General features: G+C 69.2%; 26 protein-coding genes. 13 read left to right on the top strand and 13 right to left on the bottom strand.

The genetic code is table 11. The features are described 5' to 3' along the window. Nucleotides 1-31: 31 nt before the first annotated feature. Nucleotides 32-382 carry a VOC family protein gene (locus tag ACSVDM_RS00810; RefSeq protein ID WP_439261983.1) on the top strand — a complete coding sequence of 117 codons (351 nt, stop codon included), beginning with the start codon at nucleotides 32-34 and terminating at the stop codon, nucleotides 380-382. A gap of 178 nt (nucleotides 383-560) precedes the next feature. Here the strand turns inward: ACSVDM_RS00810 and ACSVDM_RS00805 are convergent, their stop codons facing one another. Together ACSVDM_RS00805 and hemE are read right to left on the bottom strand one after the other, a co-directional pair. Next, on the bottom strand, nucleotides 561-1,910 hold the full coding sequence (locus ACSVDM_RS00805; RefSeq protein ID WP_439261981.1) for a protoporphyrinogen oxidase: 1,350 nt from the start codon (nucleotides 1,908-1,910) through the stop codon (nucleotides 561-563). 185 nt (nucleotides 1,911-2,095) lie between these two features. Next, on the bottom strand, nucleotides 2,096-3,151 hold the full coding sequence (gene hemE / locus ACSVDM_RS00800) for a uroporphyrinogen decarboxylase (RefSeq protein WP_371851993.1): 1,056 nt from the start codon (nucleotides 3,149-3,151) through the stop codon (nucleotides 2,096-2,098). A gap of 450 nt (nucleotides 3,152-3,601) precedes the next feature. Here hemE and ACSVDM_RS00795 point away from each other — a divergent pair, with 450 nt between their 5' ends. Both ACSVDM_RS00795 and ACSVDM_RS00790 read left to right on the top strand, forming a co-directional pair. Continuing rightward, complete coding sequence (locus ACSVDM_RS00795) at nucleotides 3,602-4,153, top strand: DUF3000 domain-containing protein (protein WP_439262644.1); 552 nt, start codon at nucleotides 3,602-3,604, stop codon at nucleotides 4,151-4,153. 22 nt (nucleotides 4,154-4,175) lie between these two features. Next, entirely contained in the window at nucleotides 4,176-5,426 is a 1,251-nt protein-coding gene (locus ACSVDM_RS00790) for an HRDC domain-containing protein (protein ID WP_439261979.1), read from the top strand. 109 nt (nucleotides 5,427-5,535) lie between these two features. On the opposite strand, the gene ACSVDM_RS00785 is transcribed toward ACSVDM_RS00790, so the two are convergent. Then, complete coding sequence (locus ACSVDM_RS00785) at nucleotides 5,536-5,763, bottom strand: DUF7660 family protein (protein WP_439261977.1); 228 nt, start codon at nucleotides 5,761-5,763, stop codon at nucleotides 5,536-5,538. A 198-nt stretch (nucleotides 5,764-5,961) separates the two neighbouring features. Between ACSVDM_RS00785 and ACSVDM_RS00780 the strand changes: the two genes are divergently transcribed. Further along, nucleotides 5,962-6,795 carry a class I SAM-dependent methyltransferase gene (locus ACSVDM_RS00780; protein WP_439261975.1) on the top strand — a complete coding sequence of 278 codons (834 nt, stop codon included), beginning with the start codon at nucleotides 5,962-5,964 and terminating at the stop codon, nucleotides 6,793-6,795. On the opposite strand, the gene dxs is transcribed toward ACSVDM_RS00780, so the two are convergent. Continuing rightward, nucleotides 6,792-8,687 carry a 1-deoxy-D-xylulose-5-phosphate synthase gene (gene dxs / locus ACSVDM_RS00775; RefSeq protein ID WP_439261973.1) on the bottom strand — a complete coding sequence of 632 codons (1,896 nt, stop codon included), beginning with the start codon at nucleotides 8,685-8,687 and terminating at the stop codon, nucleotides 6,792-6,794. The genes ACSVDM_RS00780 and dxs overlap by 4 nt on opposite strands. A gap of 216 nt (nucleotides 8,688-8,903) precedes the next feature. On the opposite strand from dxs, the gene glsA reads away from it, so the two are divergent. After that, nucleotides 8,904-10,736, top strand: a complete 1,833-nt coding sequence (glsA, locus tag ACSVDM_RS00770; protein WP_439261971.1) for a glutaminase A — start codon at nucleotides 8,904-8,906, stop codon at nucleotides 10,734-10,736. Between the two features lie 70 nt (nucleotides 10,737-10,806). Continuing rightward, nucleotides 10,807-11,472, top strand: a complete 666-nt coding sequence (locus tag ACSVDM_RS00765; protein WP_439261969.1) for an SIMPL domain-containing protein — start codon at nucleotides 10,807-10,809, stop codon at nucleotides 11,470-11,472. Nucleotides 11,473-11,499: 27 nt separating this feature from the next. Here the strand turns inward: ACSVDM_RS00765 and ACSVDM_RS00760 are convergent, their stop codons facing one another. Then, complete coding sequence (locus ACSVDM_RS00760) at nucleotides 11,500-12,852, bottom strand: class I SAM-dependent RNA methyltransferase (protein ID WP_439262642.1); 1,353 nt, start codon at nucleotides 12,850-12,852, stop codon at nucleotides 11,500-11,502. A 34-nt stretch (nucleotides 12,853-12,886) separates the two neighbouring features. Further along, entirely contained in the window at nucleotides 12,887-14,884 is a 1,998-nt protein-coding gene (locus ACSVDM_RS00755) for an APC family permease (protein WP_067493039.1), read from the bottom strand. 173 nt (nucleotides 14,885-15,057) lie between these two features. On the opposite strand from ACSVDM_RS00755, the gene ACSVDM_RS00750 reads away from it, so the two are divergent. Then, nucleotides 15,058-15,723 (top strand): potassium channel family protein, encoded by a 666-nt coding sequence (locus ACSVDM_RS00750; protein ID WP_067492859.1) that lies wholly within the window; start codon nucleotides 15,058-15,060, stop codon nucleotides 15,721-15,723. Between the two features lie 2 nt (nucleotides 15,724-15,725). Continuing rightward, nucleotides 15,726-16,397 (top strand): potassium channel family protein, encoded by a 672-nt coding sequence (locus tag ACSVDM_RS00745; RefSeq protein ID WP_439261966.1) that lies wholly within the window; start codon nucleotides 15,726-15,728, stop codon nucleotides 16,395-16,397. A gap of 7 nt (nucleotides 16,398-16,404) precedes the next feature. On the opposite strand, the gene ACSVDM_RS00740 is transcribed toward ACSVDM_RS00745, so the two are convergent. The 3 genes from ACSVDM_RS00740 to ACSVDM_RS00730 all read right to left on the bottom strand — a co-directional run bounded on the left by ACSVDM_RS00740 (nucleotide 16,405) and on the right by ACSVDM_RS00730 (nucleotide 18,299). After that, a complete protein-coding gene (locus tag ACSVDM_RS00740) occupies nucleotides 16,405-17,043 on the bottom strand; it encodes a sigma-70 family RNA polymerase sigma factor (protein WP_376739950.1) in 639 nt (212 codons plus the stop codon). 107 nt (nucleotides 17,044-17,150) lie between these two features. Beyond that, a complete protein-coding gene (locus ACSVDM_RS00735) occupies nucleotides 17,151-17,888 on the bottom strand; it encodes a DUF3159 domain-containing protein (RefSeq protein ID WP_439261963.1) in 738 nt (245 codons plus the stop codon). 3 nt (nucleotides 17,889-17,891) lie between these two features. After that, nucleotides 17,892-18,299, bottom strand: a complete 408-nt coding sequence (locus tag ACSVDM_RS00730; protein WP_067492853.1) for an OB-fold nucleic acid binding domain-containing protein — start codon at nucleotides 18,297-18,299, stop codon at nucleotides 17,892-17,894. Between the two features lie 73 nt (nucleotides 18,300-18,372). Here ACSVDM_RS00730 and ACSVDM_RS00725 point away from each other — a divergent pair, with 73 nt between their 5' ends. Further along, a complete protein-coding gene (locus ACSVDM_RS00725) occupies nucleotides 18,373-19,101 on the top strand; it encodes an alpha/beta fold hydrolase (protein ID WP_439261961.1) in 729 nt (242 codons plus the stop codon). On the opposite strand, the gene ACSVDM_RS00720 is transcribed toward ACSVDM_RS00725, so the two are convergent. Together ACSVDM_RS00720 and dut are read right to left on the bottom strand one after the other, a co-directional pair. Beyond that, nucleotides 19,098-19,991: a DUF3710 domain-containing protein gene (locus ACSVDM_RS00720; protein ID WP_439261959.1), complete on the bottom strand. Its 894-nt coding sequence runs from the start codon at nucleotides 19,989-19,991 to the stop codon at nucleotides 19,098-19,100. The genes ACSVDM_RS00725 and ACSVDM_RS00720 overlap by 4 nt on opposite strands. Next, nucleotides 19,991-20,461: a dUTP diphosphatase gene (gene dut, locus ACSVDM_RS00715; protein WP_067492849.1), complete on the bottom strand. Its 471-nt coding sequence runs from the start codon at nucleotides 20,459-20,461 to the stop codon at nucleotides 19,991-19,993. Before dut ends, ACSVDM_RS00720 begins: the two co-directional genes overlap by 1 nt. A gap of 72 nt (nucleotides 20,462-20,533) precedes the next feature. Between dut and ACSVDM_RS00710 the strand changes: the two genes are divergently transcribed. Next, entirely contained in the window at nucleotides 20,534-21,070 is a 537-nt protein-coding gene (locus ACSVDM_RS00710; RefSeq protein WP_084456461.1) for a DUF3093 domain-containing protein, read from the top strand. A gap of 25 nt (nucleotides 21,071-21,095) precedes the next feature. On the opposite strand, the gene ACSVDM_RS00705 is transcribed toward ACSVDM_RS00710, so the two are convergent. Further along, nucleotides 21,096-21,398 (bottom strand): DUF4193 domain-containing protein, encoded by a 303-nt coding sequence (locus ACSVDM_RS00705; RefSeq protein ID WP_067492847.1) that lies wholly within the window; start codon nucleotides 21,396-21,398, stop codon nucleotides 21,096-21,098. A 374-nt stretch (nucleotides 21,399-21,772) separates the two neighbouring features. Here ACSVDM_RS00705 and cei point away from each other — a divergent pair, with 374 nt between their 5' ends. Further along, nucleotides 21,773-22,456 (top strand): envelope integrity protein Cei, encoded by a 684-nt coding sequence (gene cei, locus ACSVDM_RS00700; protein WP_067492845.1) that lies wholly within the window; start codon nucleotides 21,773-21,775, stop codon nucleotides 22,454-22,456. A 164-nt stretch (nucleotides 22,457-22,620) separates the two neighbouring features. Here cei and ACSVDM_RS00695 read toward each other — a convergent pair whose 3' ends face one another. Beyond that, complete coding sequence (locus tag ACSVDM_RS00695) at nucleotides 22,621-23,511, bottom strand: inositol monophosphatase family protein (protein ID WP_439261956.1); 891 nt, start codon at nucleotides 23,509-23,511, stop codon at nucleotides 22,621-22,623. A 91-nt stretch (nucleotides 23,512-23,602) separates the two neighbouring features. On the opposite strand from ACSVDM_RS00695, the gene ppgK reads away from it, so the two are divergent. Beyond that, nucleotides 23,603-24,361, top strand: a complete 759-nt coding sequence (gene ppgK, locus ACSVDM_RS00690) for a polyphosphate--glucose phosphotransferase (protein ID WP_439261954.1) — start codon at nucleotides 23,603-23,605, stop codon at nucleotides 24,359-24,361. Between the two features lie 244 nt (nucleotides 24,362-24,605). Beyond that, entirely contained in the window at nucleotides 24,606-25,976 is a 1,371-nt protein-coding gene (locus ACSVDM_RS00685; protein WP_067492841.1) for an RNA polymerase sigma factor, read from the top strand. Nucleotides 25,977-25,990: the final 14 nt, after the last annotated feature.

Below are 25,990 nucleotides of genomic sequence, written 5' to 3'. Positions count from 1 at the left end.
TGACACCGACAACTCTGCACAGGAGGATCTCATGCGCGTCATCAGTGTGGTCGCCGATCTTGCCGTCGGCGATATCGACGCCGCCAGAAGCTTCTACGCGGACTACCTCGGTCTCAGCGACGAGGAGTTCAACCTCGGTTGGGTGGCGCGGTTCACCTCGCCCGAGACGGGCGCGCACCTGCAGGTCGTCACGCAGGACGCGAGCGCTCCGGAGAATCCGGTCGTGACGATCAAAGTCGACGATGTCGAGGCCGCGCTGGCCGAGGCGCAGCGGCGCGGCTTCGAGATCGTCCACCCCCTCACCACCGAACCCTGGGGAATCACGCGATTCTTCGTCCGCGCACCCGACGGGAACGTCATCAACATCGCCCAACACCACTAGCCGCAGGCGTCGTGGACCTGGACGATTGATCACCACGCTCTCAAGTAGGTAGCGCGCGAGAGGCGAACGCCACTACAGCATGATGATCTGGATTCGCTGAAGCTGGTGCGGTCGTGGTGGATTCGTGAACAAATATCCCGAGGCGACCGCCGCGTGCCGACCGCAATGCGCAGCCGTGTCAATGGTGAAGGCTGTGTGCGACCCGTTCCGCGGCGGCGGTCCCTGCGGCAACACACGCCGGAACCCCGACTCCGTGCAGGTAGGCGCCCGCGACGGCAAGTCCTTCGAGCGGGGCGATCGCGGCTTCGATGGCGTCGATCCGTTCGGTGTGGCCGGGGGCGTACTGGGGTAGACCGCCGGGCCAGCGCTGCACGACGGCGGCATGCGGGCTGATGTCGGCGCCGGTGACGGTGCTCAGGTCCTCGACGGCCGCGGCGACGAGTTCGTCGTCGGTCCAGGTGAGGGGTTTCTCGTCGCCGAAGCGGCCGAACGAGGCGCGCACGAGGGCGACATCACGGGCGGCCAGGTGCGGCCATTTGCGGCTCGACAGGGTGAAAGCCTTGGCGCGCAAGGGTTCTCCGGTGGCGACGAGGATGCCTGAATTGTCCGGCAGGGCGGTGTCTTTCGGCAGTGCCATCGCGACGAGCGCCGACGACGACAGTTCGATTCCATCCGCTAGAGCAGCCGCCTCGGGCGCGACGTAGTGCAACAGCCGGGCGGTGACCGGCGCGGGTGTCGCGAGGACGACCGCGTCGACAGCGCCCAGCGGGTCGACTACCCAACCCTGGGGTGACCGGGCCAGCCGTGTCGCGGGGAGATCGGTCACCAAGCGGGCCCGCGCCGCCTCGGTCAGCGCGGCGAGCAGGGCGCCGTATCCGTCGCGGAGTCCGCCGAAGACCGGCGCGGAGCTGGGGGCGGGCATCGCTTTCCGAACGGCGTCGGTGAGACTCGGCGCGCCTTGATCGAGGGCAGCGGCCAGCGTCGGCAGGGCCGCACGGATGCCGATCGACGCGCTGATCCCCGCGTACACCCCGCCGAGCAGCGGATCGACACTGCGTTCCACGACCTGCCGACCGAACCGTTCGGCGACCAGCGACTGCACGTCCATGTCCGAGCCGGGTTCCCAGCGCAGCGGCCGCTCCGGCTCGGTCGCCACCCGGTGCAGGGTTTCGTCGTCGACGAGCCCGCGCAGCGATTCGGCATCGGACGGAATACCCATCAAGGTCCGCCCCGGCAGCGAGTGCGCACTCCCCCCTGCCCACACCAGTGGGCGTTTCCCGGCGGGTCGCACCAGCTGATCGTCGAGGCCGAGTTCGCCCATCAACTCGATCACCTCGGGCCTGCGCCCGACGAACGCCTCAGCACCGAGATCCAATGGCTCCCCGGCCAATTCACCGGTGTGCAGCACCCCGCCGACCCGCCCGCGCTGCTCGAGCACGACGATATCGGCGCTCTCACCGAGGCGCTGACGCAGCCGGTACGCCGCGACGAGCCCGCTGATTCCGCCCCCGACAACCGCGATCCGCATCCTCCGACCGTAGCCGTGCGGCCGACGCACCGATAAGACGCACCCACGCTGTGTCAGCAGTGTCACGTCGAGCTCCGGAGCGCGGCTCGTGACCGGCGGCGAACGCCCACCACCCACCCGCGCGATCGACGACCATCGAGCGCGGCGGCGAGGGGATTGTCAGACGGCCGCCTCGGCCTGGTGCCTCAGAGCGAATGCACGAGTTCGACCAGCGCCGTCAGCACACCGGGATCGGTGTCCGGCAGCACCCCGTGTCCCAGGTTGAAGATGTGACCGGTCGCGCCGAGCGTGATCGCCTCGTCGGCCTCCGCGACGATGCGCCGCGCTTCCGCCTCGACCGCGTCGAATCCGGCGAACAGGATGGCCGGGTCGAGGTTGCCCTGCAGACCCTTCCCGGCACCGACCCGGCGCACGGCGTCGGTGAGCGGCACCCGCCAGTCGACGCCGACCACGTCGGCACCGGCCTCGCCCATCGCGCCGAGCAGCTCACCGGTGCCCACACCGAAGTGGATGCGCGGCACGCCCGCATCGGCGATCTCGGCGAACACGCGCTCAGAGTGCGGCAGCACGAACTCGCGGTAGTCGGCCAGCGACAGCGCGCCCGCCCAGGAATCGAACAGCTGCACCGCGTCGACACCGGCGGCGAGCTGGGCCTGCAGGAAGGCGATGGTGATGTCGGTGAGGGTGCCGAGCAGCGCGTGCCAGGTCTTCGGGTCGGCGTGCATCATCGCCTTGGTGCGCTCGTGCTGCTTGCTCGGCCCGCCCTCCACCAGGTAGGAGGCCAGCGTGAACGGTGCACCGGCGAAACCGATGAGCGGGGTGTCACCGAGCGCGTCGGTGAGCAGCCGCACGCCCGCGGTGACCGCGCCGACCTCTTCCGGACGCAACCTCGGCAGGGCGCGCACATCGGCCTCGGTGCGCACCGGCGAGGCGATCACCGGGCCGACACCGGGCACGATGTCGAGGTCGATGCCCGCCGCCTTGAGCGGAACGACGATGTCGGAGAACAGGATTGCCGCGTCCACACCGTGACGACGGATCGGCTGCATGGTGATCTCGCACACCAGCTCCGGGTCGAAGCACGACTCGAGCATGCCGATGCCCTTGCGCAGCTCCCGGTACTCGGGCAGCGAACGGCCTGCCTGACGCATGAACCAAACCGGTCGCCTGCTCGGCGTCGCGCCGGTGGCGGCGGCCAAGAAAGGGGCATCGGTCAACCGGCGGCGGGTGTAGGTGCTCACCACGATGATCCTAGGCGGCGAGGTGGGCGACTCCGCCCCCACATGGGGGTAGAGTCGCGCGGCCTCTGGCTCACCCGTCCCCGGCTGCGAGCCGGCGACGCTCCCCCACCACGTCGACCGGATTTCGACCTGCTCCTACGCGGCAACGTGTCGGACGGCCTCGCGCCGATGAAGGGGGTGAGGTGTCATTCCGACGAGGAACGTTCGATCGGAGGAGCGCGACACGACCGACCGCCCGTCTGATCGCACATCGCGCATCACGAAGCGCTCGAGAATGCACCCTCCGCAACGCACCCCTGACCGGCCCGCCGTAGGCGGCGCGCCTCCGCACGCCCCGCACACCCACCGTCTACGGTTGCCCTCGTGACACCGCTCGACATCCGCGACGGCGCCGCACCGACCGGGGGAACGCCCCGCGAGCCTGCTTCTTTCCGGGCGGCGGTCGATGCGATGGGCACCGCAACCGTGCACCCCCGAATCGAGCTGGCGCCTATCCGCCCCCCACAGCGGTTGGCGCCGTTCTCCTATGCGCTCGGAGCGGAGGTCGTGCACCCCGACACCCCGGTCGTGCCGACCGACTCCGAGGGCGACGCCTTCGGCAGGCTGATCCTGCTCCACGACCCCGACGGGGACGAGGCCTGGCACGGCGTGTTCCGGCTGGTCGCCTACATCCAGGCCGACATCGACGCCGCCCTCGCCGCCGACCCGCTGCTCCCGGAGGTCGCGTGGAGCTGGCTGGTCGACTCCCTCGAGTCACGTGGCGAACCGTTCACCGCCCTCGGCGGCACCGTCACCGCCACCAGTTCGGTGCGGTACGGCGACATCGCCGGCCCACCACGCGCCCACCAGCTGGAGCTACGTGCCTCGTGGACGGCGATGAACACCGAGATGCGGCGTCACGTGGAGGCGTTCTGCGAGGTGCTCGCCTTCGCCGCCGGATTACCCCCCGCCGGAATCACGCATTTACGGCCGGACTCCTATACCCACACCGACAGACCGTGATCGCCACGTAGAGTTCACGTTTATGTCGGTCGCCGAGGAACCAACCGCAGCAGAGCCCCTGCTCGCCCCCGCCGAGGGGGTTCCACCCGTGCTGGCCTCCCCCGACGAGGTCGCCGCGGCCGCCAAATCCATCGCCGCGGGCACCGGCCCACTCGCCGTCGACGCCGAACGCGCGTCCGGTTTCCGCTACTCCGCGCGCGCCTACCTGATCCAGCTGCGCCGCGAAGGCGCGGGCACCTTCCTGATCGACCCGATCCCCGTCACCGACGCGCTCACCCCGCTGGCCGAGGCGATCAACGACCTCGAATGGGTGCTGCACTCCGCCGACCAGGACCTCCCCGGCCTCGCCGAACTCGGCCTGCGCCCCGCCCGCCTCTTCGACACCGAACTCGGCGGCCGCCTCGCCGGCTACGAGCGCGTCGGCCTGGCCGCCATGGTGGAGAACCTGCTCGGACGTTCCCTGCGCAAAGGCCACGGCGCCGCCGACTGGTCCACCCGCCCGCTGCCCGACGAGTGGCTCAACTACGCCGCCCTCGACGTCGAGCTCCTCCTGGAACTGCGTGACACCGTCGCCGAAGATCTCTCAGCCCAGGGCAAAATGGACTGGGCCGCAGAGGAATTCGAACACGTCCGCACCATGGACCCGCCCGCCCCCAAGGCCGACCGCTGGCGCCGCACCTCCGGCATCCACACCCTGCGCCGCCCCCGCCAACTCGCCGTCGTCCGCGAACTGTGGACCACCCGCGACGAACTGGCCCGCGCCCGCGATGTCGCCCCCTCCCGCATCCTCCCCGACTCCGCCATCGTCGCCGCCGCGACCAACGACCCACGCACCATCGCCCAACTGCGCACCCTCCCCGTCTTCGGCGGCCCCCGCCAACGCCGCTACTCCCGTGACTGGCTCGCCGCCGTAGACCGCGCCCGCGCCCTCCCCGACAAACAACTCCCACCCCTCACCCTCCCCTTCGACGGCCCACCCCCCGTCAACCGCTGGGAACGCCGCGACCCCATCGCCGCCGCCCGCCTGACCACCGCCCGCAACGCCATGGGCGAACTCTCCACCGCACACTCCATCCCCGTGGAAAACCTGCTGTCCCCCGATCTCGTGCGTCGGCTGTGCTGGGACGGGCTCCCCGACTACAAGAACGTCGGCACCCCCGAAGAACTCTCCGCCGCGATCGAGGACTTCTTGCGTGCAGGTGGGGCACGACCGTGGCAACGAACCCTCGCCGTCCCGGCGCTGACCAAAGCGCTGACGCCGAAGGTCGAGTAGCTCAATTCGTCAGACGCGGCCGTGAAACGCCCCGAGCCTCAGGTGACGGGATTAGTCCACCAAGCTGCGCTCGCGTCCGATCCACCAAATCTCGTCTTTCGACCGCGATTCACTCATAGTTCAGTCCGGCATACAAGAGTAGCGCGAGGAAGTTCCAATCGAGTCCGACAGGAATACTTCGACGATCTTCCACGAACGCCGCGAGAGCTTCCAGAAATCGCGGCATCGTTACATTCTCGAAAGCATCGGGGTCGCTGATCACCTGCGTACGCAGATTCAGCGCAAATTCCACAAACCGTTCCCGATTCTCGACTCCGGGACATTCCAATTCTTCCACGTCCCTCGGCCCCTAGATTCTTACTGCTCATGACGCATCCTCGTCGGACATCCGACATTGTGAACGAAGTTTCGCTAAATATTCCATAGGCGTGCTCTGCTCATTTCTCGATAAGACGTAAAGCACTGTGCGAAAAATGGCTCGACGGGCCGCTTGATCGTGGTTAGTGTCGGGTGTCGACTATCGAGAGGAATCGTTGTGTTCGAAGAGGCGATCGCCACCAATCGGGCGAATTGGGATGAGCGGGCCGAGGTGCATGTGCGGTCGCGGATGTATGACGTGGAGGCTTATCTGGCGGATTCGGGGCGGATCTCTTCGGTGGTGCGCAACGACCTGGGGGTGCTGGCGCCGCACTTGCCGGAGTCCGGGATCGTGGGGCGGTCGTTGTTGCATCTGCAGTGTCATATCGGGATCGATACCTTGTCGTGGGTGCGGCTCGGTGCGGTGGATGTGCACGGGCTCGATCTGTCGCCGAATTCGTTGCGGCACGCGGAGCGGATCGCGCGGGAGGCGGGGTGTGCCGTCACCTGGGTCGAAGGGGATGCGCGGCGGGCTTCGGAGCTGGTCGGGCGGCGGTTCGACACCGTGGTGACGAGTGCGGGAACCATTGTGTGGTTGCCGGAGCTCTCGGCTTGGGCTCGGTCGATCCTCGATCTGCTGGAGCCGGGTGGGGTGTTCTCGATCCGGGACGATCATCCGATTCTCGGCGCGATGGGGTTCGAGCCGTGGGAGATCTCCGACGACTACCTCGGTGGGGGCGGGACGAGGACGTACACGGATTCGGGCACTTACACCGAGGATTCCGCCGGGCAGATCACCCACACCACCAATCATGAATGGCGACACGATCTCGGTGAGGTCGTGGGAGCACTGCTAGATGCGGGACTGGCGATCGAGGCGGTGCGGGAACTGCCCTATATGGACTGGCCCGCCTTCCCGGAACTCGTTGCCTGCGAACAGGGTTGGACATTGCCACCCGGACGGCCACGAATTCCGTTGAACTTCGCGGTCGTCGCCAGGCGGAGAGGTTAGTGGGCGCCGAGCCAGGCGGTGATGCGCTGGGTGATGGCTTCGGGGGTGAGGCCTAGGTCCTCGAGGATTTCGGGGCGGGAGGCGTGGTCGAGGAACTGCTGGGGGACGCCGAGATCGCGGGTGGGGACGTCGAGGCCGGCGGCGCGCAGGCGGGCGGAGAGGGTGGAGCCGATGCCGCCGTGCAGGCCGCCGTCTTCGAGAGTGACGACCAGGCGGTAGTTCTCGGCGAGTTTGACCAGGGTGTCGGAGATCGGCAGGACCCAGCGGGGGTCGACCACTGTCACCGAGATGCCCTGGGGGGCAAGGTGTTCGGCGACGTGCATGGCGGTGTCGGCGAAGGGGCCGACGGCGACGAGCAGGACGTCACCGTGCTGGGACTGCACCGTGCCCGCGCCGGGCACGGCCAGGCGGAGGATGTCGAGGCCGTCGAGGCGTTCGACGGCGGTGATGTCTTCGGCGACAGTGCCTTTCGGGAAGCGCAGCACGGTGGGGCCGTCGTTGACGGAGAGCGCCTCGGCGAGTTCCTCACGCAGGGTGGCGCCGTCGCGGGGGGCGGCCACGCGGATGCCGGGGATGATGCCGAGCAGCGAGAAGTCCCACATGCCGTTGTGGCTGGCGCCGTCGGGGCCGGTGATACCCGCCCGGTCGAGGACGACGGTGACGGGCTGTTTCAGCAGCGCCACATCCATCAGCAGTTGGTCGAAGGCACGGTTGAGGAACGTGGCGTAGATGGCGACCACGGGGTGCATGCCGCCGAGTGCCAGGCCGGCGGCGGAGGTCATCGCGTGCTGTTCGGCGATGCCGACGTCGAACATGCGCTCGGGGAAGCGTTCACCGAACGCGGCAAGACCGGTGGGGCCGGGCATGGCGGCGGTGATGGCGACGATGTCGTCGCGGCGCGCGGCGTGCTCGATGAGTTCCTCGGAGAACACGGCCGTCCAGCCTTTGGCCTTCTTGCCCGCCAGGGGGCGGCCGGTGAGCGGGTCGATGGGGTCACAGGCATGCATCTGATCGGCGACATGGTTTTCGGCGTGCTCGTAGCCGTTGCCCTTGCGGGTCACCACGTGCACCACGACGGGGCCGCCGAAGTCCTTGGCGCGGCGCATGGCCGCCTCGAGCGCGACCAGGTCGTGGCCGTCGACGGGGCCCACGTACTTCATGCCCAGATCGCCGAACAGTTCCTGCGGGCTCACGGCGTCTTTGATCCCGGCCTTGAGCGCGTGCACCATCGAGTAGGCCGAATCCCCCACGGCCGGAATGCTTTTCAGCAGACGTTTCCCGGTGTCGAGGGCGTGCTCGTAGGCCGGCTGGGTACGCAGGGCGGTGAGCCGGTCGGCGAGGCCACCGATGGTCGGTGCGTAGGAACGGCCGTTGTCGTTGACGACGACCACCACCGGGCGGTCGGCACCGGCGATGTTGTTGAGCGCCTCCCAGCACATGCCGCCGGTGAGCGCGCCGTCACCGACGACGGCGACCACGGTGCGGTTCTGGTCGGTGAGCGAGAACGCCTTGGCCAGGCCGTCGGCGTAGGACAGGGCGGCCGAGGCGTGCGAGGACTCCACCCAGTCGTGTTCGCTCTCGGCGCGGCTCGGGTAGCCGGACAGGCCGTCGCGCATGCGCAGCGTGTCGAAGCGGTCCTTGCGGCCGGTGAGGATCTTGTGCACGTAGGCCTGGTGGCCGGTGTCGAAGATCAACGGGTCGGCCGGGGAATCGAAGATCCGGTGCAGGGCGATGGTCAGCTCGACCACACCGAGGTTGGGACCGAGATGACCACCGGTGGCGGCGACCTTCGCCACCAGGAACTCGCGGATCTCGTCCGCCAGTTCCCGCAGCTGCGGCACGCTCAGCCGGCGCAGATCTTCGGGTGAATCCACCCGCGACAGCACTCCCACCTGAACTCGCTCCCTCCGGACTTCCGATTGATCCGCCCAGTGTATTTGGCCGGGCCGCGGGCGAAAGCCCCCGACCGGTGTCGCGCACTGTCCGACGGTAGCCGGGACGGCCCGCCGACCAGCGGGCGCACCCCCGGCTGACGGGCGCGACGTGTGAGCACAATCTCCCCGCGCGTCCGCCCGGGAACCGTTGTCAATGCCCCCTACAGTGACGCTGTGGCCGAACCGAACAGGATCGATCCCGGGGTGGTCGCGGGCATTCTCGACGAGGTGTACGCGGCCTGCCGAGACGACACCTCCGGCGCGCCCGCCGACTACATCCCCGAACTCGCCGCCGTCGCACCGGACTCGTTCGGGCTGTGTCTCGCCACCGCCGACGGGCTGGTCTACCGGGTCGGCGACACCGATGTCGGGTTCACCATCCAGTCGATCTCCAAGCCGTTCACCTACGCGCTCGCCCTGGCCGACCGGGGGCTCGACGAAGTCGCCCGCCACATCGATGTGGAGCCCTCGGGCGAACCGTTCAACGAGATCGCGCTCGAACCCGACACCCAGCGCCCGAGCAACCCGATGATCAACTCCGGGGCGATCACCGCCGCCTCGCTGATCAAGGGGCCCGACGAGTTCGAACGGGTGCGGGACTGCTACTCGCGCTTCGCCGGACGCGAGCTGCGCGTGAACGATGCTGTGTACCAGTCGGAATCGCGCACCGGGTACCGCAATCGGGCGATCGGGTACATGCTGCGTTCGGTGGGGATCATCGACGTGGACCCCGACGCCGTCGTCGACCGCTACTTCCGCCAGTGCTCGATCGAGGTGACGTGTGCCGACCTGGCGGTGATGGCGGCGACGCTGGCCGACAACGGCGTGAACCCGGCGACGCACGAGCGGGCGTTGTCGACGGCACTGACCGAACGGGTGCTGAGTGTGATGACCACCTGCGGCATGTACAACGCGGCGGGCGACTGGGTGACCACGGTGGGCCTGCCCGCCAAGAGCGGGGTGGGCGGCGGGATCATCGCGGTGCTGCCCGGGCAGCTCGGCATCTCGGTGTACTCGCCGCGCCTGGACGGTCAGGGCAACAGTGTGCGCGGGGTGGCGGCATGCCGGGAACTGTCACGGCGGCTCGAACTGCACTTCTGTCACGTGACCAGGTCCGCGCGCACCGCCATCCGCGCCGAGCACTCGGTGTCGGAGCTGCCCTCCCGGATGCGCCGCTCCCCCGACGACGCCGCCGTGCTCGCCGCGCACGGTGACCGCGCCCGCGTCTACGAGCTGCACGGCGACCTGCTGTTCTCCGGCGCCGAACGGGCGGTCCGGGCCATCGAGGCCGCCTCGGGCGAGCTCGACGCGCTGGCGATCGACCTGCGCCGGGTAGGTGAGGTGAGCGTGGTGGCACGCGGGATGATCGACGCGTTGCAGGCCGAGCTCGTACCGGCCGGGGTGCGGGTGGCGCTGGTCGATCCCGATGCCAAGCTCGGCCACGACGTGTCGAGCCTGCGGCCCGACGACCCGCGCGGGCGGGTGTTCATCGATCGCGATACCGCCACCGAATGGTGCGAGGACATCGTGCTCGCACGGCACCGTCCAGCGGGAACGCACCCGACCACCTCGATCGCCCTCGACGAGCACCCGCTGCTGGCCGAGCTCGATCCCGACGACCGCGCCCGGCTGGCCGCCGATTTCGGCGAGCGAACCTTCGCCAGGGGGGAGACGATCGCCGAACGCGGTGATCAGCGCTCGGGCCTGTATCTGATCCTGGACGGGCGGGTGCGGCTCACCTTCCCCGGCACCGACGGGCGGACGCACCGGCTGGTGACCTTGTCGGCGGGAATGTCGTTCGGCGAGATACCGATGCTGGTCGGCAAACCGTTCGTCAACGCGGTGATCGCCGAAACCCAGGTGCGGGTGGCGGTACTGAGCCCGGCGGTGTTCGACTCGCTCTCCGAGGTGCATCCGAAGCTCAAACTCGCCCTGCTGCAACGACTCGCGGCAGGCGCGTACGCGCAGATGGAAGCCACGGTCCGCACCATCTCCGGCAGTCACTGACCGGACAAGGAACCCTCCGGCGATGCGAGACGTTGGGCTGCACAACAGCCCTCGACCGACAGGAGCAGCGGTGAGCGAACGATCCCCTCAGCCGAGCACCACCACCTTCGGACGCGGCACGGTGCGCGCGATCCCCGATCTCATCCGCGTCACCCTGACGGTGGAATCGCGGGCCGCCACGGTGGCGGGCGCCTACGACCGGGCTGGTCAGCGCGTGAACGCGGTGGTCGCGGCGTTGCGCACGGCCGGGGTGCGCGACAGCGACCTGGCGACCAGCGGTCTCAGTGTGCGCACCGAGACCGTCTACACCGACAACGGGCGCAACGAGATCGTCGGCTACCTCGCGTCCACGGGACTCAGCATCGCGCTGTGCGAGGGCAGCGGCACCGAACCCGCCGAGACCGTGGCCGCCGCGGTGAACGCGGGCGGCGACGACGTGCGCCTCGGCGGGCTCACCCGTGGTATCGCCGACCCCGCGCCACTGCTGGTCCAGGCCCGCGACGCCGCCTACGACGACGCGCTCGCCAAGGCCGAGCAGTACGCGGCGCGCGCGGGTGTGCGCCTGGGTGCGGTGCTACAGATCACCGAGGACACCTCACCCACGCCCCGCGCTTACGACGTGAGCGCCGAGATGGATTCACCGATCATGTTCGCGCGCAGCAGTTCCCCGGTGCCGGTCGTTCCCGGCGAGACCGAGGTCGGTGCGAATGTGCGGGTGACCTGGGCGCTGGAATAGCCGCGGTGGAACCCGGGGTGCGATCTCTCAGCGGTCGAGCAGCGCGACGCATTCCACGTGGTGGGTGACCGGGAAGGCATCGAAGGCACGCAACTCGGCCAGGTGGTAGCCCGCGTCGAGGTACAAACCGAGGTCGCGTGCGAAAGAGGCCGGGTCGCAACCGATGTGGATGATCCGGCGTGGGTCGGCGTCGGTGACGGCGGCTACGACCTCCTTGCCCGCACCCGCGCGAGGCGGGTCGAGGACGACCACATCGGGGGTGGTCGTGGCCTCGCGAGCCCAGCGTTCGACCCGGCCCGCGTGCAACTGCACCCACGGCAGGTCGCGCAGTGCGGCCGTCCCGTCGGCGACGGCGGATCTGGCCGATTCCACGGCCGACACCGCGCCCGTCTGCCCGGTCTGCTCCCCCAGCCGCGCGGCGAAGACACCGACACCGCTGTAGAGATCCCAGCCCGAACCGCCCGGTTCCAGCCCCGACCATTCGGCGACCAGATCCGAATAGCGTTGCGCCGCACCGTGATGCGCCTGCCAGAAACCGGTGGCCGACAGTTCCCAGCGGCGGCCCGCGACATACTCGACGGCCCGGCCGCTGCCCGCCATCACCCATTCCTCGCGCGGCGCGTTGGTCGCCGACTTGCGGGCGGCGGCCCGGTCGCGCACCGCACCGCGTTCGTCGGCGGCGGGGCGACCCGATTCGCGGTGCCGCGCGGGTCGCTGCCCACGCCCCCGGGTGCCGCCGCGCGGGGTGGCAGGCCGGGTGCCCGCACGGTCCGCCTCGGCGGCCGGAGCCAGTTCGACGATGTGACGCACACCGTCACCGTCCACGGCGACCACCAGATCGGCACCCGGTGTCCAGGACCGCTCGGCCACACCGTCGAGTGCGCCCGCCACCGGCTGTGGGCAGCGCAGATCCGGGATCACCTCGGTGCTGCGGTACCGGTGCACGCCCGCGCGACCGGCCGCGTCGACGACCAGGCGCACCCGGGTGCGCCAGCCGCCGACGACCTCGTCACCGATCGTTTCGACCTCGATCTCACGCTCCACCCCGGCCAGCCTGCGCACCTGCTCGGCCACCACGGTCGCCTTGAGCGCGCGCTGCGCGGCGGGGGTGGCGAAGGAGAAATCGCAGCACCCGGCCCCGCCCGGCCCCGAGACCGGACAGGTCGCGGGCACCCGGTCCGCGGAGGCCTCGATGATCTCCACCGCGTCGGCACGGCAGAACGAGCCACCACGATCCTCGGTGACCCGGGCGCGCACCAGCTCACCGGGCAGTCCGTGCCGCACGAAGACCACCCGGCCCTCGTGCCGGCCCACGCAGAACCCGCCGTGCCCGGGCGCACCGAGGCGCACCTCGAATTCCTGTCCGCGCCAATCACTCACAGCCACACCCACTTCCGTTGTCGGCCGGGCACGCTCACTCGCGCCGCTCCGGCCGGTCGAACCCGCGACGCACCGAGCCCGGTGCGTTCACCTCGGCCGCCTGTTTGGCCCGCGTCGAAGACGACAACTGCCACGGCACACTGGTCACCATCACACCCGGTTCGAACAGCAACCGGCCCTTCAACCGCAACGCCGACTGGTTGTGCAGCACCTGCTCCCACCAGTGACCGACCACGTACTCGGGGATGAACACGGTGACCACGTCGCGCGGCGCGTCCTTGCGGACCCGCTTCACATACTCGAGCACCGGCTTGGTGACCTCGCGATACGGCGACTCGACCACCTTGAGCGGCACGTTGATCTCGCTGTTCTCCCATTCGCGCACGAGCTTGCGGGTGTCGGCGTCGTCGACGTTCACCGTCACCGCCTCGAGCGTGTCGGGGCGCGTGGCCCGCGCGTAGGCCAGTGCCCGGCGCGTGGGCAGATGCAGTTTCGACACCAGCACGATGGAGTGGGTGCGGCTGGGCAGCACCCCGTCCCAATCGGATTCGTCTAGTTCGCGGGCCACCGAGTCGTAGTGCTTGTGGATCAGCTTCATCACGATGAAGATCGCGACCATCGTGATGATGGCGATGTAGGCGCCTGCGAAGAACTTGGTGATGAGCACGATCACCAGCACGGTGCCGGTGAGGGTGAGACCGATGGCGTTGATGACGCGCGAGCGCTTCATCCTCGACCGCTCCTGCGGGTCGGTCTCCTTGCGCAGCAGGCGGGTCCAGTGCCGCAGCATGCCGGTCTGGCTGAGCACGAAGGACACGAACACACCGACGATGTAGAGCTGGATCAGCTTGGTGACCTCGGCGTCGAACAGCACCACGAACGCGATGGCGGCACCGGAGAGGAACAGGATGCCGTTGGAGAACGCCAGCCGGTCGCCCCGGGTGTGCAGCTGCCGCGGCAGGTAGCGGTCCTGGGCCAGGATCGAACCGAGCACGGGGAAACCGTTGAACGCGGTGTTGGCGGCCAGCACCAGGATCAGGGCGGTGACGATGGTGATGAAGAAGAAGCCGATGGGGAAGCCGTGGAAGACGGTTTCGGCGATCTGGGCGATCAGCGTCTTCTGGTGGTAATCGGCGGGCGCGCCGACCAGGTTCGAGGTGTCGTGCGCGTAGACGACCCCGATCTTCTGCGCCAGGATGATGATGCCCATCAGCAGCACGACGGCGATGGTTCCCAGCATCAGCAGTGTCGTCGCGGCATTGCGCGACTTGGGTTTACGGAAGGCGGGCACACCGTTGCTGATCGCCTCGACACCGGTCAGCGCCGCGCAGCCGGAGGAGAACGCGCGCGCGATCAGGAAGGCGAAGGCCAGGCCGTAGAGGTGTTCGTCCTCGGCCTGGAGCCCGAATCCGGCGGAGACCGCCTGGATGTCGTCACCGAGCACGTAGGTCCGGAACAGGCCCCAGCCGAGCATCACGAACATGCCGAAGATGAAAGCGTAGGTGGGAATCGCGAAGGCCGTGCCCGATTCGCGCACACCACGCAGGTTGATGGCCGTGAGCACCGCGATCGCGACGACCGCGAACAGCACCTTGTGCGTGTTGACGAACGGTATGGCCGAGCCGATGTTCGAGGCCGCCGACGAGATCGACACCGCCACCGTGAGCACGTAGTCGACGAGCAGGGCGCTACCGACCGTGAGTCCGGCGGTCGGGCCGAGATTCACCGTGGCGACCTCGTAGTCGCCGCCGCCGGACGGGTAGGCGCGCACGTTCTGCCGGTAACTGGCGACGACCACCGCCATCACCACCGCCACGGCGAGACCGACCCACGGTGCGTACATGTACGCGGAGATGCCCGCCGCCGCCAGCACCAGGAAGATCTCCTCCGGCGCGTAGGCGACCGAGGACATCGCGTCGGAGGCGAACACCGGAAGCGCGATCCGTTTGGGCAACAAGGTATGGCCGAGCGAGTCGCTGCGGAAGGGCCTGCCCAGCAGCACGCGTTTGGCCGCCGTCGTCAACTTGGACACCGGGCTGAGCATAGACGGGATCATCGATGTGTTCGCGCTCACGTGACCTGGCCGCCGACCGGGATGTCGAGGTTGTTTGCACCGCCTCGCCAGGGGGAAACTGGGCGGGGGAAGCTCCGGCGGGTACGGTCCAAGCCGGACGCCACGGGTTCGGCAAGGAACGAGGGTGCACGGTGTACGTAGTGATCATGGGGTGTGGGCGCGTCGGGTCGTCGCTGGCCCGCGCCTTGACCCGGGTGGGTCACGAGGTCACGGTGATCGACCGTGATCCCAGCGCCTTCCGCCGGCTCGGTGAGGGCTTCACCGGGCAGGAAGTGATCGGCGTCGGCTTCGACCGTGATGTGCTGACCCGCGCGGGAATCGAACGTGCCGACGCCTTCGCGGCCGTGTCCTCGGGCGACAACTCCAACATCATCTCCGCGCGGGTGGCCCGGGAGATGTTCGGCGTGGAACGCGTCGTCGCCCGGATCTACGACGCCAAACGCGCCGAGGTCTACGAACGGCTCGGCATCCCGACCATCGCCACCGTGCCGTGGACGACCGACCGTTTCCTGCGCACGCTGATCGGTGACAACTCCACGACCACCTGGCGCGAACCCACCGGCGCGGTGGCCGTCACCCAGCTCACGCTGCACGAGGACTGGTTCGGTCGCACCGTGCGCGACCTCGAACGCGACCTCGGCGTGCGGGTGGCGTTCATCCTGCGCTTCGGCCGGGGCCTGCTGCCCGAATCCAAGACGGTGGTCCAGGCCGACGACGTGGTGTACGTCGCGGCGACCTCCGGCAGTGTCGGTGAGGTGGTCGCGCTGGCGGCCAAGGCCCCCGTGAGCGAGGACTGAACATGAAGGTGGCCATTGCCGGGGCGGGTGCCGTCGGGCGCTCGATCGCCAGGGAACTGCTGCGCGGCGGGCATCGGGTGATGCTGCTGGAACGCCAGCTCGACCACATCGACCCGCCCGCCATCCCCGACGCGGTGTGGGTGCACGCCGACGCCTGCGAGCTGTCGCTGCTCGAGAACGCCGGGCTGGAAACCTACGAGGTGGTGATCGCGGCCACCGGCGACGACAAGACCAACCTGGTCCACAGCCTGCTCGCCAAGACCGAGTTCGGGGTGCGCCGGGTGGTGGCGCGGGTGAACGATCCGCGCAACGAATGGCTCTTCGACGAGTCGTGGGGTGTGGACGTGGCGGTGTCGACACCGCGCCTGCTCGCCTCGCTGGTCGAGGAGGCGGTGTCGGTGGGTGATCTGGTTCGGCTCATGACATTGCGCCAGGGACAGGCCAACCTGGTCGAGATCACCCTGCCCACCGACACTCAGCTGGCCGGTAAACCGGTGCGCAGCCTGGTCCTGCCGCGCGACACCGCGCTGGTGACTATTTTGCGCGGCGGCCGGGTGATCGTGCCCCAGGCCGACGACCCCTTCGAAGGCGACGACGAGCTGCTGTTCGTCACCTCGGTGGAGGCCGAGGAGGATCTGCGGCTCACCCTGGCCGGGCACGGCATCCGGCCCTGAGCCGCTCTCAAGCGGCGGCGAGCTGAGCGCGCAGCTTGTTGAGCGCACGATGCTGCATCACCCGGACCACGCCGGGGCTGGTGCCGATGGCCTCGGCGGTCTGCGCGGCGCTCCAGCCGAGCACGATCCGCATCATCAGCACCTCACGGTGATTCGGGGCCAGCACCTGCATCAGTTCGCGGGTCGCGGCACGCCGTTCGAAGGCGAGCGCCCAGTCCTCCGGGCCCGCTTCGGCGCTGGCGGTGTCGGGCATCTCGGCCATCGGGTACGCGGTGTGCTTGCCCCGGCGGAAGGCGTCGGACACCTTGTTGGCGGCGATACCGTACACGAAGGCCAGGAAGGATTTGCCCTGGTCACGGTAGCGCGGGATGGCGGCGACGGTGGCGATCAGGACTTCCTGGGTGACATCGTCGGCGGTGACCGTGAGGTGGCCGGTGGCACCCATCCGCGCCGAGCAGTAGCGGCGCACGAGGGGGTGGACCAGGCGCAGGATCTCGGCGATCGCGTCGCGGTCGTTGCGGGCGGCGGGACCGATCAGGGCGTCGAGTTCGGCGCCGATGCGCCTGCTCTCCGACTGGGCTGAGCCGGGCTTGGAAGCTGCGCTTGCACGGTGCTCGGTTGCCATCATGGTCGCCGGTCCTCTCACGATCACTGCGTAATTCGGTATGCATTGATCGTGCGACGAACAGGCGGCGGCAACCAGGCACCCCAGGGTGGGTAGTTCCCCACCTCCGGCGGTACCCCTGCCCACCCTCAGGCGGAAGCGGAATCCCTTCCGACAGCGGACTTGTCGGCGGGCAGGTGACCCGCGCGACGCACCGCCCACACGGTGACCACCAGGGCGACCGCGGTCAGCGGCCAGCCCATCGCGATGCGGGCGATCGCGAGCCAGGTGGTGTGGTCGGTGTCGTAGAGCTGGGACTGCACCAGGTAGCGGGCGCCGAAGACGACGACCCACACGACGGTGGCCAGGTCGTAGAGCTTGCGCACCCGTGGATCGCTGCGCCATGCGGTGCCGTGGCCGTTGAGCGCGCCCCAGATCACCCCGACCAGCGGCCACCGGAACAGGATCGACAGCGCGAACACGCCCGCGTACACGAGGCTGGTGTAGATGCCGAACAGGAAGAAGCCCTTGGCCTCTCCCACCCGGTGGGCGATGAACGCGCACAGTCCGACGCCGAGGAAACCGGAGATGGCAGGCTGGACGGGGCTGCGTTGCACGAGCCGCCAGATCAGCACGCCCGCGGCCACGCCGAGGGCGGCCCAGATGGCGGCGGTGAGCCCGGCGAAGGTGTTCACCGGAACGAACACGAGCACGGGCAGGGTGGAGTAGATCAGACCGCTGATGCCGCCGAGTTGCTCGAGCAGGGTCTGCTCGGCCTCGGCCGTCTCCTTGTCGACGTCGGGGTCGACGGGGTGGTCGGTGACCACCGGCAGGGCAACGGTGGCTTCAGGGTCCGCGGTGTGGCGGTACTCGTCGCTGGAGGGCATACGTCAGCTGTTCCCGCGCAATTCGTAGTAGGGGTTGAAGATCACTTTGCGGCCGTCGCGGTCGCCGACGCGGCCGCGCACCAGGATGCGCCTGCCCGGTTCGATGCCGGGGATGCGCCTGCGCCCGATCCACACCAGGGTGATGGCGTCGGTGCCGTCGAAGAACTCGGCCTGCACCGTGGCACCGGCCGCCTTCGGACAGGCCTCCACGCTGCGCAGCCTGCCGACGATGGTGGCTTCCTCGCCGCGGCAACAGTCCTTGGCTCGCCGGGCGCCCGAGGCGTCGGCGGTCTCGGCCAGTTCCTCGGCGTCGAGCTGATCGATATCGGCCGTCAGGCGGCGTCCGAGTCGACGAAAATATCCCGAGTCCGGGCCCGATCCCGACTTGTGTGAGCCCGTGGATGACGACATGGCACGCTTCTCCCGCTAGTTGGCCTTCAACGCCACTGTAGATGGGCAAACGCCGGGCCGCTACGCTCGGTCCGTGTTGCGCACCCCACCCCAGGTCACCGTGGTCGCCCTGCCCGGAACCGGCTCCGACGCCGATTTCGCAGCCCGTGCATTCGGACCGGCCGCGGCCGCTCACGGCCTGGAATTCCTTGCCGTCGAACCCGACCCGAAGGCCGTGATCGCGAGCTGTACCGCGGCTTTGCACACCGCCGCCGCGCGCGGACCGGTCCTGGCGGCCGGGATCTCGCTGGGTGCCGCGATCGCCTTACGGTGGGCCACCGGACATCGCGACGCGGTTGTCGGTGTCATCACAGCATTACCCGCCTGGACGGGCCCGGAAACCACCTCGTGCCCCGCCGCTCTGAGCGCCTCGGCAACCGCCGGGCAACTTCGCGCCGACGGTCTCGACGCCGTGATCGCCCGCATGCGCGCCTCGAGCCCGGCCTGGCTGGCCGAGGCGCTCACCCAGTCCTGGCGCGGCCAGTGGCCCGATTTGCCGCAGGCTCTGGACGAGGCGGCCGCCTACTCCTGGCCGACCGTCGAGGAACTGGCCGCCTGCCCCGTCCCGGTCGCGGTGATCGGCGCGGGCGACGACCCGGTGCATCCGATCGCCGTCGCCGAAGAATGGGCCGCGACGCTGCCGACGGCAGGATTGCGCCGGATCACCCTCGCCGAACTCGGTGCGAACCCGGCGGTCCTCGGACACACCGGGTTCACCGAGCTCGACCGTCTGTCGACCGAAAAGATCTCGGCCGCAACCTAGTTCAGGCCGAGTTGCTGCATCGCCGAGCCATCGGCGCCGCGCCGCGGTTCGTCGGGCAGCTTCGGCGGCACCGCCGACGGCGGGGTCTGCGCGGCGGCCGCCTGCGCGGCCATGGCCTGCTGCTGGGCGAGCACCTGCTGCTGATGGGCGGCGGCGAGCTGTTCGGCCAGCTCCTGGGGCAGCACCACGGGCAGCGGGTCACGCACCGGTAGCGGCTCGGAGCCGCGCCGCACCACCGCGTCGGCCAGGACGGCCCGCGCGGCGGTGATGAGCGGGCTGCGATCGTCGACCGCGCCCGAGGGGCCCGCCGCGACCAGCCGGATCATCCAGCGCGGTCCGTCGACACCGATGAAACGCAGATCGGCGCCCTCGGTGACCGCCTTCACCTCACGACCCCACGGGCCCTTCTCGATGGCGACGCTCGCACCGTCACCGCGCAGCGACTCGGCCAGGTCGGCCGCGACGAGGCGCCACTGCCCGGCCGACTTCGGCGCGGCGTACGCGGCCACGGTGAGCCTGCCGTGCTGGGTGGCCAGGTGCACCGCCTGCGGGGTGCCGTCGGGGCTCATCTCCACCTGCAGCTGCCCACCCTCGGGCACCGGGATGACCACCGACCCCAGATCGAGCCTGCGCGCGATCATGTCGTCGGTCACTTCGGTGATGTCGTACGGGCCGGCGGCGGCGTCGGGGGCGTGGTCGAAGTTGCCGTAGATGCGCTCGTCGGTGGGAGCGTCGTCGAAATCGAGGTGGGCGAAGTCGGGGCGGCGGAACTCGTCGGTGTCGTAGTCGTCGGTGTCGGCGAAATCGTCGTAGTCGTCCGCGGCGTAGTCGTCGCCGTAGACCGCGTCGTCCTCGCGCGGTGCGCGCTTCTTCTTGCCGAACAGACCCATTACGCCTCCTTGCCGGTCAGGCTCGCGTGCCCGCCGCTCGACCCGTAACCACCCGCGCCACGCACGGTTTCGTCCAGGTCGTCGACCTCGGCGAACTCGACCAGCTCCACCCGCTGCACGAGCAGCTGGGCGATGCGGTCGCCGCGGCGCAGCTCGATGGCGGTGCGCGGGTCGTGATTGATCAGGCACACTTTGATCTCGCCCCGATAGCCCGCATCGATCGTGCCCGGTGTGTTCACCACCGACAGCCCCGCCTTCGCGGCCAGACCCGAGCGGGGGTGGATCAGGCCGACCGTGCCGACCGGCAGCGCGAGCGCGATCCCGGTGCCGACCAGCACCCGCTCACCCGGTTCGATGATCACATCCTCGGTGGTACAGAGGTCGACGCCCGCGTCACCCGGATGGGCACGCTTCGGCACAGGGATGCCGGGATCGAGCCGCCGCAGCGGAATCGGTGCAAGTGCGTTCACATCGGTCGAGACTACGCGCTCGGAGCCGGACCAGCGCGTCACGACCCTGCCACGATCGCCTAGTCTTGAACCGTGCCCGACCAGTCCCATTCTCCGACCACCGACGCCGCAGACACCGACGCCCGCGCGGCCGCCGCGCCCACCGCGTCGCCCTACCGGGAGCGCCTGTGGGTGCCACTGTGGTGGTGGCCGGTGGGCTTCGCGATCGCCGGGCTGATCGCCGCCGAGTTCCACATGGGCGCGCCCGGGCTGCGGGCCTGGTTGCCGTACGTGCTGATGGCACCGGTACCCGTGTGGATTCTGTTGTGGATGAGCCGTCACCGGCTGGAAGTGGCCGTCACCCCCGAGGGAACGGCGGAATTGCGCGTCGACCGCGCCCACCTGCCGGTGAGCTTCGTCGCGCGGGCCGCGGCCGTCGCACCGACGGCCAAGAGCGCGGCGCTGGGTCGTCAGCTCGACCCCGCCGCCTATGTCCAGCACCGGCCCTGGATCGGGCCGATGGCATTGCTCGTCCTCGACGACCCGGACGACCCGACGCCGTACTGGTTGATCAGCACGCGCAGGCCCGACCGGGTCTTGGCCGCGCTCGGACTCCCGAGCGCGGGCTGACCCGTCTACCTCGCCGTGGAACGCGTCAGAGGGCGCAGTCCATGCAGATCATCTCGCCACCCTTCTCGCTGGCCAGCCTGCTTCGGTGGTGCACGAGGAAACAGCTCGAGCAGGTGAACTCGTCTGCCTGCTTCGGGACCACCCGAACGCTGAGCACCTCGTCGGACAGGTCCGCGCCGGGAAGCTCGAACGATTCCGCTGTGTCGGTCTCGTCGATGTCCACGACGGCGGACTGCGCCTCGTTGCGGCGGGCCTTCAGCTCCTCGAGCGAATCCTCCGACACTTCGTCGGATTCGGTGCGCCGCGGTGCGTCATAGTCGGTTGCCATGTCGTCTTCCCCTCAGTCCTTACTCCGTAAATACCGGATCAGTTCGATTGCCACGTCCCCGCAGGGAGACGGCGCTCGACCGCCCCGCCGGTGGTGCACCTCACACGTACACCGCTCGACTATCAGGTGGATCGTTGCTCGATCTACTCCGACAGCGTTCGGTTAACGCAGGACATGCCCTTGTTGTTCCCGCGACCGACCACCGTTTCACGGGTGATTATTCGATCTGGGCGGGCAGACAATAGCGGACCTACCGACAAATGTCGCAATCAAAACCCCGCCGCGACGAAACCGACGACGAATCTTCACCTGCCGGGAAACTCGCCGAGACCTCCCGCACTCGCGCATCGGCGGCGGACTCGTAGAGTGAGCGCGTGGTTTCACTGATCACCGAAGGCAGCGCGACCGATCGCGACGGCAAACCCTTTCCGCGACGGCGCCCCGAGCTGTGGCTCGCGATGGTCCTCGTGCTGGCTCTTGTGGCCCTGTTCGTGTGGGTGGCGGCGTTCCGCACCCGCGAGGACAACAACGAGCCGATGGCGTGCAACGCGCCGAGCACACCGACCGCGACCAACGCACCCAAGCCGGCTCCGCTCGGCACCCGAGTCGGGCCCTCGCGCCTGGACGAGGTGGATCCGGCGGCGCTGTCGGAGTCCAAGGTGCGGGTGTTCAACGCCAACGGCAAGAGCGGACAGGCGGGCAACATCGCCTCCGCGCTCGGTGACCTCGGCTTCGCGAGCGCACCGGGGACACAGGTCGGTAACGATCCGGTCTATGTCAGCGGTGACCTCAACTGCACCGGCCAGATCCGCTACGGCGTGAACGGCAGGCCCGCCGCCGCCTCGGTGCAGCTGGTCGCGCCCTGTGCCGAACTGATCGAGGACCCGCGCACCGACGACTCGGTCGACCTGGTGCTCGGCCTGGCCTTCGGCGAGTCGCTCCGCCCCAGCGCCGACGCCGAAGCGGTCCTGCGCGCACTGAAGAACCTGGCCCCCGGCGCCAGCTCGTCCTCCATCGACCCCGACCTCCTCGACGCCGCCCGCACCGTCAAGTGCTGAGGTATCGGCGGCTGGCGCCGCGGGTTTCTCGGCCCGGGGGGCCTCGATCTTCCCTCCCTGCGGGCACTCCTTCGTCGCACCCTCCGGTCAGTCCAGATCGAGGCGGCCGAGAAACCGGGCCGGGATTCTCGGTCGCGTAGGGCCGAGAAACCGACTCCGGCTTCTCAGTCGGGTAGGGGTGTTGTCGCGCCGGTCTCGGTGAGGAGGGCGGCGAAGTCCTCGGCGATGCCGGGGGCGGCGACGAAGGTCAGTTCGCCCGCTGCACCGCCGACGGTGACCGGCGGGACGTGCACCACCGCGCCCGCTTCGGCGGCAATGAGGGCGCCGGCCGCCCAGTCCCAGGCGTTGAGCCCGTGCTCGTAGTAGGCGTCGAGGTGACCCGAGGCGACGTGGCACAGGTCCATGGCGGCGGCGCCGAGGCGGCGGATGTCGCGGACCTGGGGCAGGATCTCGGTGAGCAGCCTCGCCTGGTCGGCGCGACGCTGGGTGCCGTAGGCGAAACCGGTGGCGACCAGTGCCACCGACAGCGAATCCTCTTGGGTGCAGGACAGTTTCGTGCGGGTGCCGTCGGCGGTGACGGCGAACGCCCCGCCACCGCGCACGGCGCTGTAGGTGGTCGCGGTCGCCACGTCGGCCACCGCGCCCGCCACCGGGGCGCCGTCGATCACCGCCGCCACCGAGACCGCGTACCCGGGCAGGCCGTAGAGGAAGTTGACAGTTCCGTCGATCGGGTCGACCACCCAGGTGACGGCGCCCGGCGCGGTGGCACCGACATCGCCGCCGCCCTCCTCGCCCAGGATCGCGTCGTCGGGGCGGCGCCGGGCGAGCAGGTCGCGGATCAACTGTTCGGATTCGGTGTCGACCACGGTGACCGGGTCGGTGACGTGGCCCTTGGTCGCCACGGCACCGTCGACGGGTCCCCCGTCGGCGAACACCTCGGGTCGGCGGGCACGCACATGCGCGGCGGCGGTCTCGGCGAGCTCGACGGCGAGCTCGCGCAGTCGTTCGTCGGCGGCGGTCGTGGCGGGGGCAACGGAACTGTGTTGAGGCACCACGCCATCGGATCATATGCGGGAGCCCGAGCGAGCGGTGACTACCGCTACTCTTTGTCCGGCACATCGACCGCGTCAGGCAAGGGGTTCATCCATGTCCGCTCGGGGGCACGCATTCGGCATCGACATCGGGGGAAGTGGCGTGAAGGGGGCCGTGGTCGATCTCGACACCGGTCTGCTCACCCATGAGCGGCTCAAGATCGCCACTCCGCGACCCGCCACGCCCGAGGCGGTGGCGGCGGCGGTGGCCGAACTCGTCGCGCTGGCCGGCTGGACGGGACCGGTGGGGATCACGCTGCCGTGCGTGGTGCTCGACGGACACGCCCGCACGGCCGCCAATATCGACCCCGCCTGGATCGGTACCGACGCGCGCGCCCTGTTCTCGGCCGCGCTCGGCGGGCGGACGGTGACGGTGCTCAACGATGCCGACGCGGCGGGGCTCGCCGAGGACAGCTACGGCACCGCCCGCGACCTGAACGGCCTCACCCTGCTGCTCACCTTCGGCACCGGGATCGGCTCGGCGCTGCTCTACAACGGCACCCTCGTGCCCAACTCCGAGCTCGGCCACCTCGACATCGAGGGGGTGGAAGCCGAGCACATGGCCGCCGCCTCGATCAAGGACCGCGACGGCCTCACCTACCCGGAGTGGGCGCAGCGGGTGAGCAAGGCCCTGATCCACATCGAGAACCTCTTCTGGCCGAAGGTGATCGTGGCGGGTGGCGGTATCAGCCGCGATCACGAGCAGTGGATACCCTTGCTCACCAACCGAACTCCGGTGATTCCGGCCGTGTTGAAGAACACCGCGGGTATCGTCGGCGCGGCGATGGCCATCGCCGGGGGCATCGCGCCGTAACGCACGAGGACGACGCCGCAACGCCTGGAGGGCATCGTGGCACTGAGTACCCTGGTTGGATCGTTACAATGGAACACGTCCGGCGGTGAGCCGGTGAAACCTTCCGGCCTCAGCCGGTCGCGAGCAAGCCGGTGAACGAACCGGAGAGCACCCGACCGACGCACCGCCGGTGCAACCCGACCGACCGCTCCGCCGGAAACCACTCTGGCGTGACGCCGCACGAGACCGTCACGAAAGGGCGTACGTGGTAGCCACGAATACCCGTCAGACCGCCGACTCGGCCGACGCCGATGCCGACGACGCCGTAACTCCCGCCAAGAAGGCCCCGGCGAAGAAGGCCGCTGCCAAGAAGGCCCCGGCGAAGAAGGCCGCTGCCAAGAAGGCCCCGGCGAAGAAGGCTGCCGCCAAGAAGGCCCCGGCGAAGAAAACCGCGGCCAAGAAGGCGACCGCGGCCGAGGGGGGCGAGGAGCAACTCGACGACGAGTCGATCGAACTCGACGATCTCGGTGATCTCGAGGTCGCCGAGGACGAACTCACCGACGGTGATGTCATCGTCGAGGAGGTCGCCGACGACACCGCCGATGCCGCCGACACCACCGAGCCGACCGAGAAGGACAAGGCCTCCGGCGATTTCGTCTGGGACGAGGAGGAATCCGAGGCGCTGCGTCAGGCGCGCAAGGATGCCGAACTCACCGCCTCCGCCGACTCGGTCCGCGCCTACCTCAAGCAGATCGGCAAGGTCGCGCTGCTCAACGCCGAGGAGGAGGTCGAACTCGCCAAGCGGATCGAGGCCGGCCTGTTCGCGGCGGAGAAGATGCGCGAGTTCGCCGAGGCGGGCGAGAAGCTGTCGGTGACCACCCGCCGCGATTTCAACTGGATCGTGCGCGACGGCAACCGGGCCAAGAACCACCTGCTCGAGGCCAACCTGCGTCTGGTGGTGTCGCTGGCCAAGCGCTACACCGGTCGCGGCATGGCGTTCCTGGACCTGATCCAGGAGGGCAACCTGGGTCTGATCCGCGCGGTCGAGAAGTTCGACTACACCAAGGGTTACAAGTTCTCGACCTACGCCACGTGGTGGATCCGTCAGGCCATCACCCGCGCCATGGCCGACCAGGCACGCACCATCCGTATTCCGGTGCACATGGTGGAGGTCATCAACAAGCTCGGGCGCATCCAGCGCGAGCTGCTCCAGGATCTGGGCCGTGAGCCCACCCCGGAGGAGCTGGCCAAGGAAATGGACATCACGCCGGAGAAGGTCCTCGAGATCCAGCAGTACGCGCGTGAACCCATCTCGCTCGACCAGACCATCGGCGACGAAGGCGACAGCCAGCTCGGCGATTTCATCGAGGACTCCGAGGCGGTCGTCGCGGTCGACGCGGTGAGCTTCACCCTGCTGCAGGATCAGCTGCAGTCGGTGCTCGAGACGCTGTCCGAGCGTGAGGCGGGCGTGGTGCGGTTGCGCTTCGGCCTCACCGACGGTCAGCCGCGCACCCTCGACGAGATCGGTCAGGTCTACGGTGTCACGCGTGAGCGTATCCGGCAGATCGAGTCCAAGACGATGAGCAAGCTGCGTCACCCGAGCCGTTCGCAGGTACTGCGCGACTACCTCGACTAGGTATTCGCGAGACG

The organism is Nocardia sp. JW2 (assembly GCF_051843015.1).
GTDB lineage: Bacteria > Actinomycetota > Actinomycetes > Mycobacteriales > Mycobacteriaceae > Nocardia > Nocardia coubleae.
This window is presented reverse-complemented; position numbering and strand designations above follow the sequence as displayed.

Coding starts and splice junctions, on each gene's coding strand:
- ACSVDM_RS00810 (WP_439261983.1), top strand. CDS start 32: ATGCGCGTCATCAGTGTGGTCGCCGATCTTGCCGTCGGCGATATCGAC.
- ACSVDM_RS00805 (WP_439261981.1), bottom strand. CDS start 1,910: ATGCGGATCGCGGTTGTCGGGGGCGGAATCAGCGGGCTCGTCGCGGCG.
- ACSVDM_RS00795 (WP_439262644.1), top strand. CDS start 3,602: ATGGGCACCGCAACCGTGCACCCCCGAATCGAGCTGGCGCCTATCCGC.
- ACSVDM_RS00790 (WP_439261979.1), top strand. CDS start 4,176: ATGTCGGTCGCCGAGGAACCAACCGCAGCAGAGCCCCTGCTCGCCCCC.
- ACSVDM_RS00745 (WP_439261966.1), top strand. CDS start 15,726: ATGAAGGTGGCCATTGCCGGGGCGGGTGCCGTCGGGCGCTCGATCGCC.
- ACSVDM_RS00735 (WP_439261963.1), bottom strand. CDS start 17,888: ATGCCCTCCAGCGACGAGTACCGCCACACCGCGGACCCTGAAGCCACC.
- ACSVDM_RS00730 (WP_067492853.1), bottom strand. CDS start 18,299: ATGTCGTCATCCACGGGCTCACACAAGTCGGGATCGGGCCCGGACTCG.
- ACSVDM_RS00720 (WP_439261959.1), bottom strand. CDS start 19,991: ATGGGTCTGTTCGGCAAGAAGAAGCGCGCACCGCGCGAGGACGACGCG.
- ACSVDM_RS00705 (WP_067492847.1), bottom strand. CDS start 21,398: ATGGCAACCGACTATGACGCACCGCGGCGCACCGAATCCGACGAAGTG.
- ppgK (WP_439261954.1), top strand. CDS start 23,603: ATGTCCGCTCGGGGGCACGCATTCGGCATCGACATCGGGGGAAGTGGC.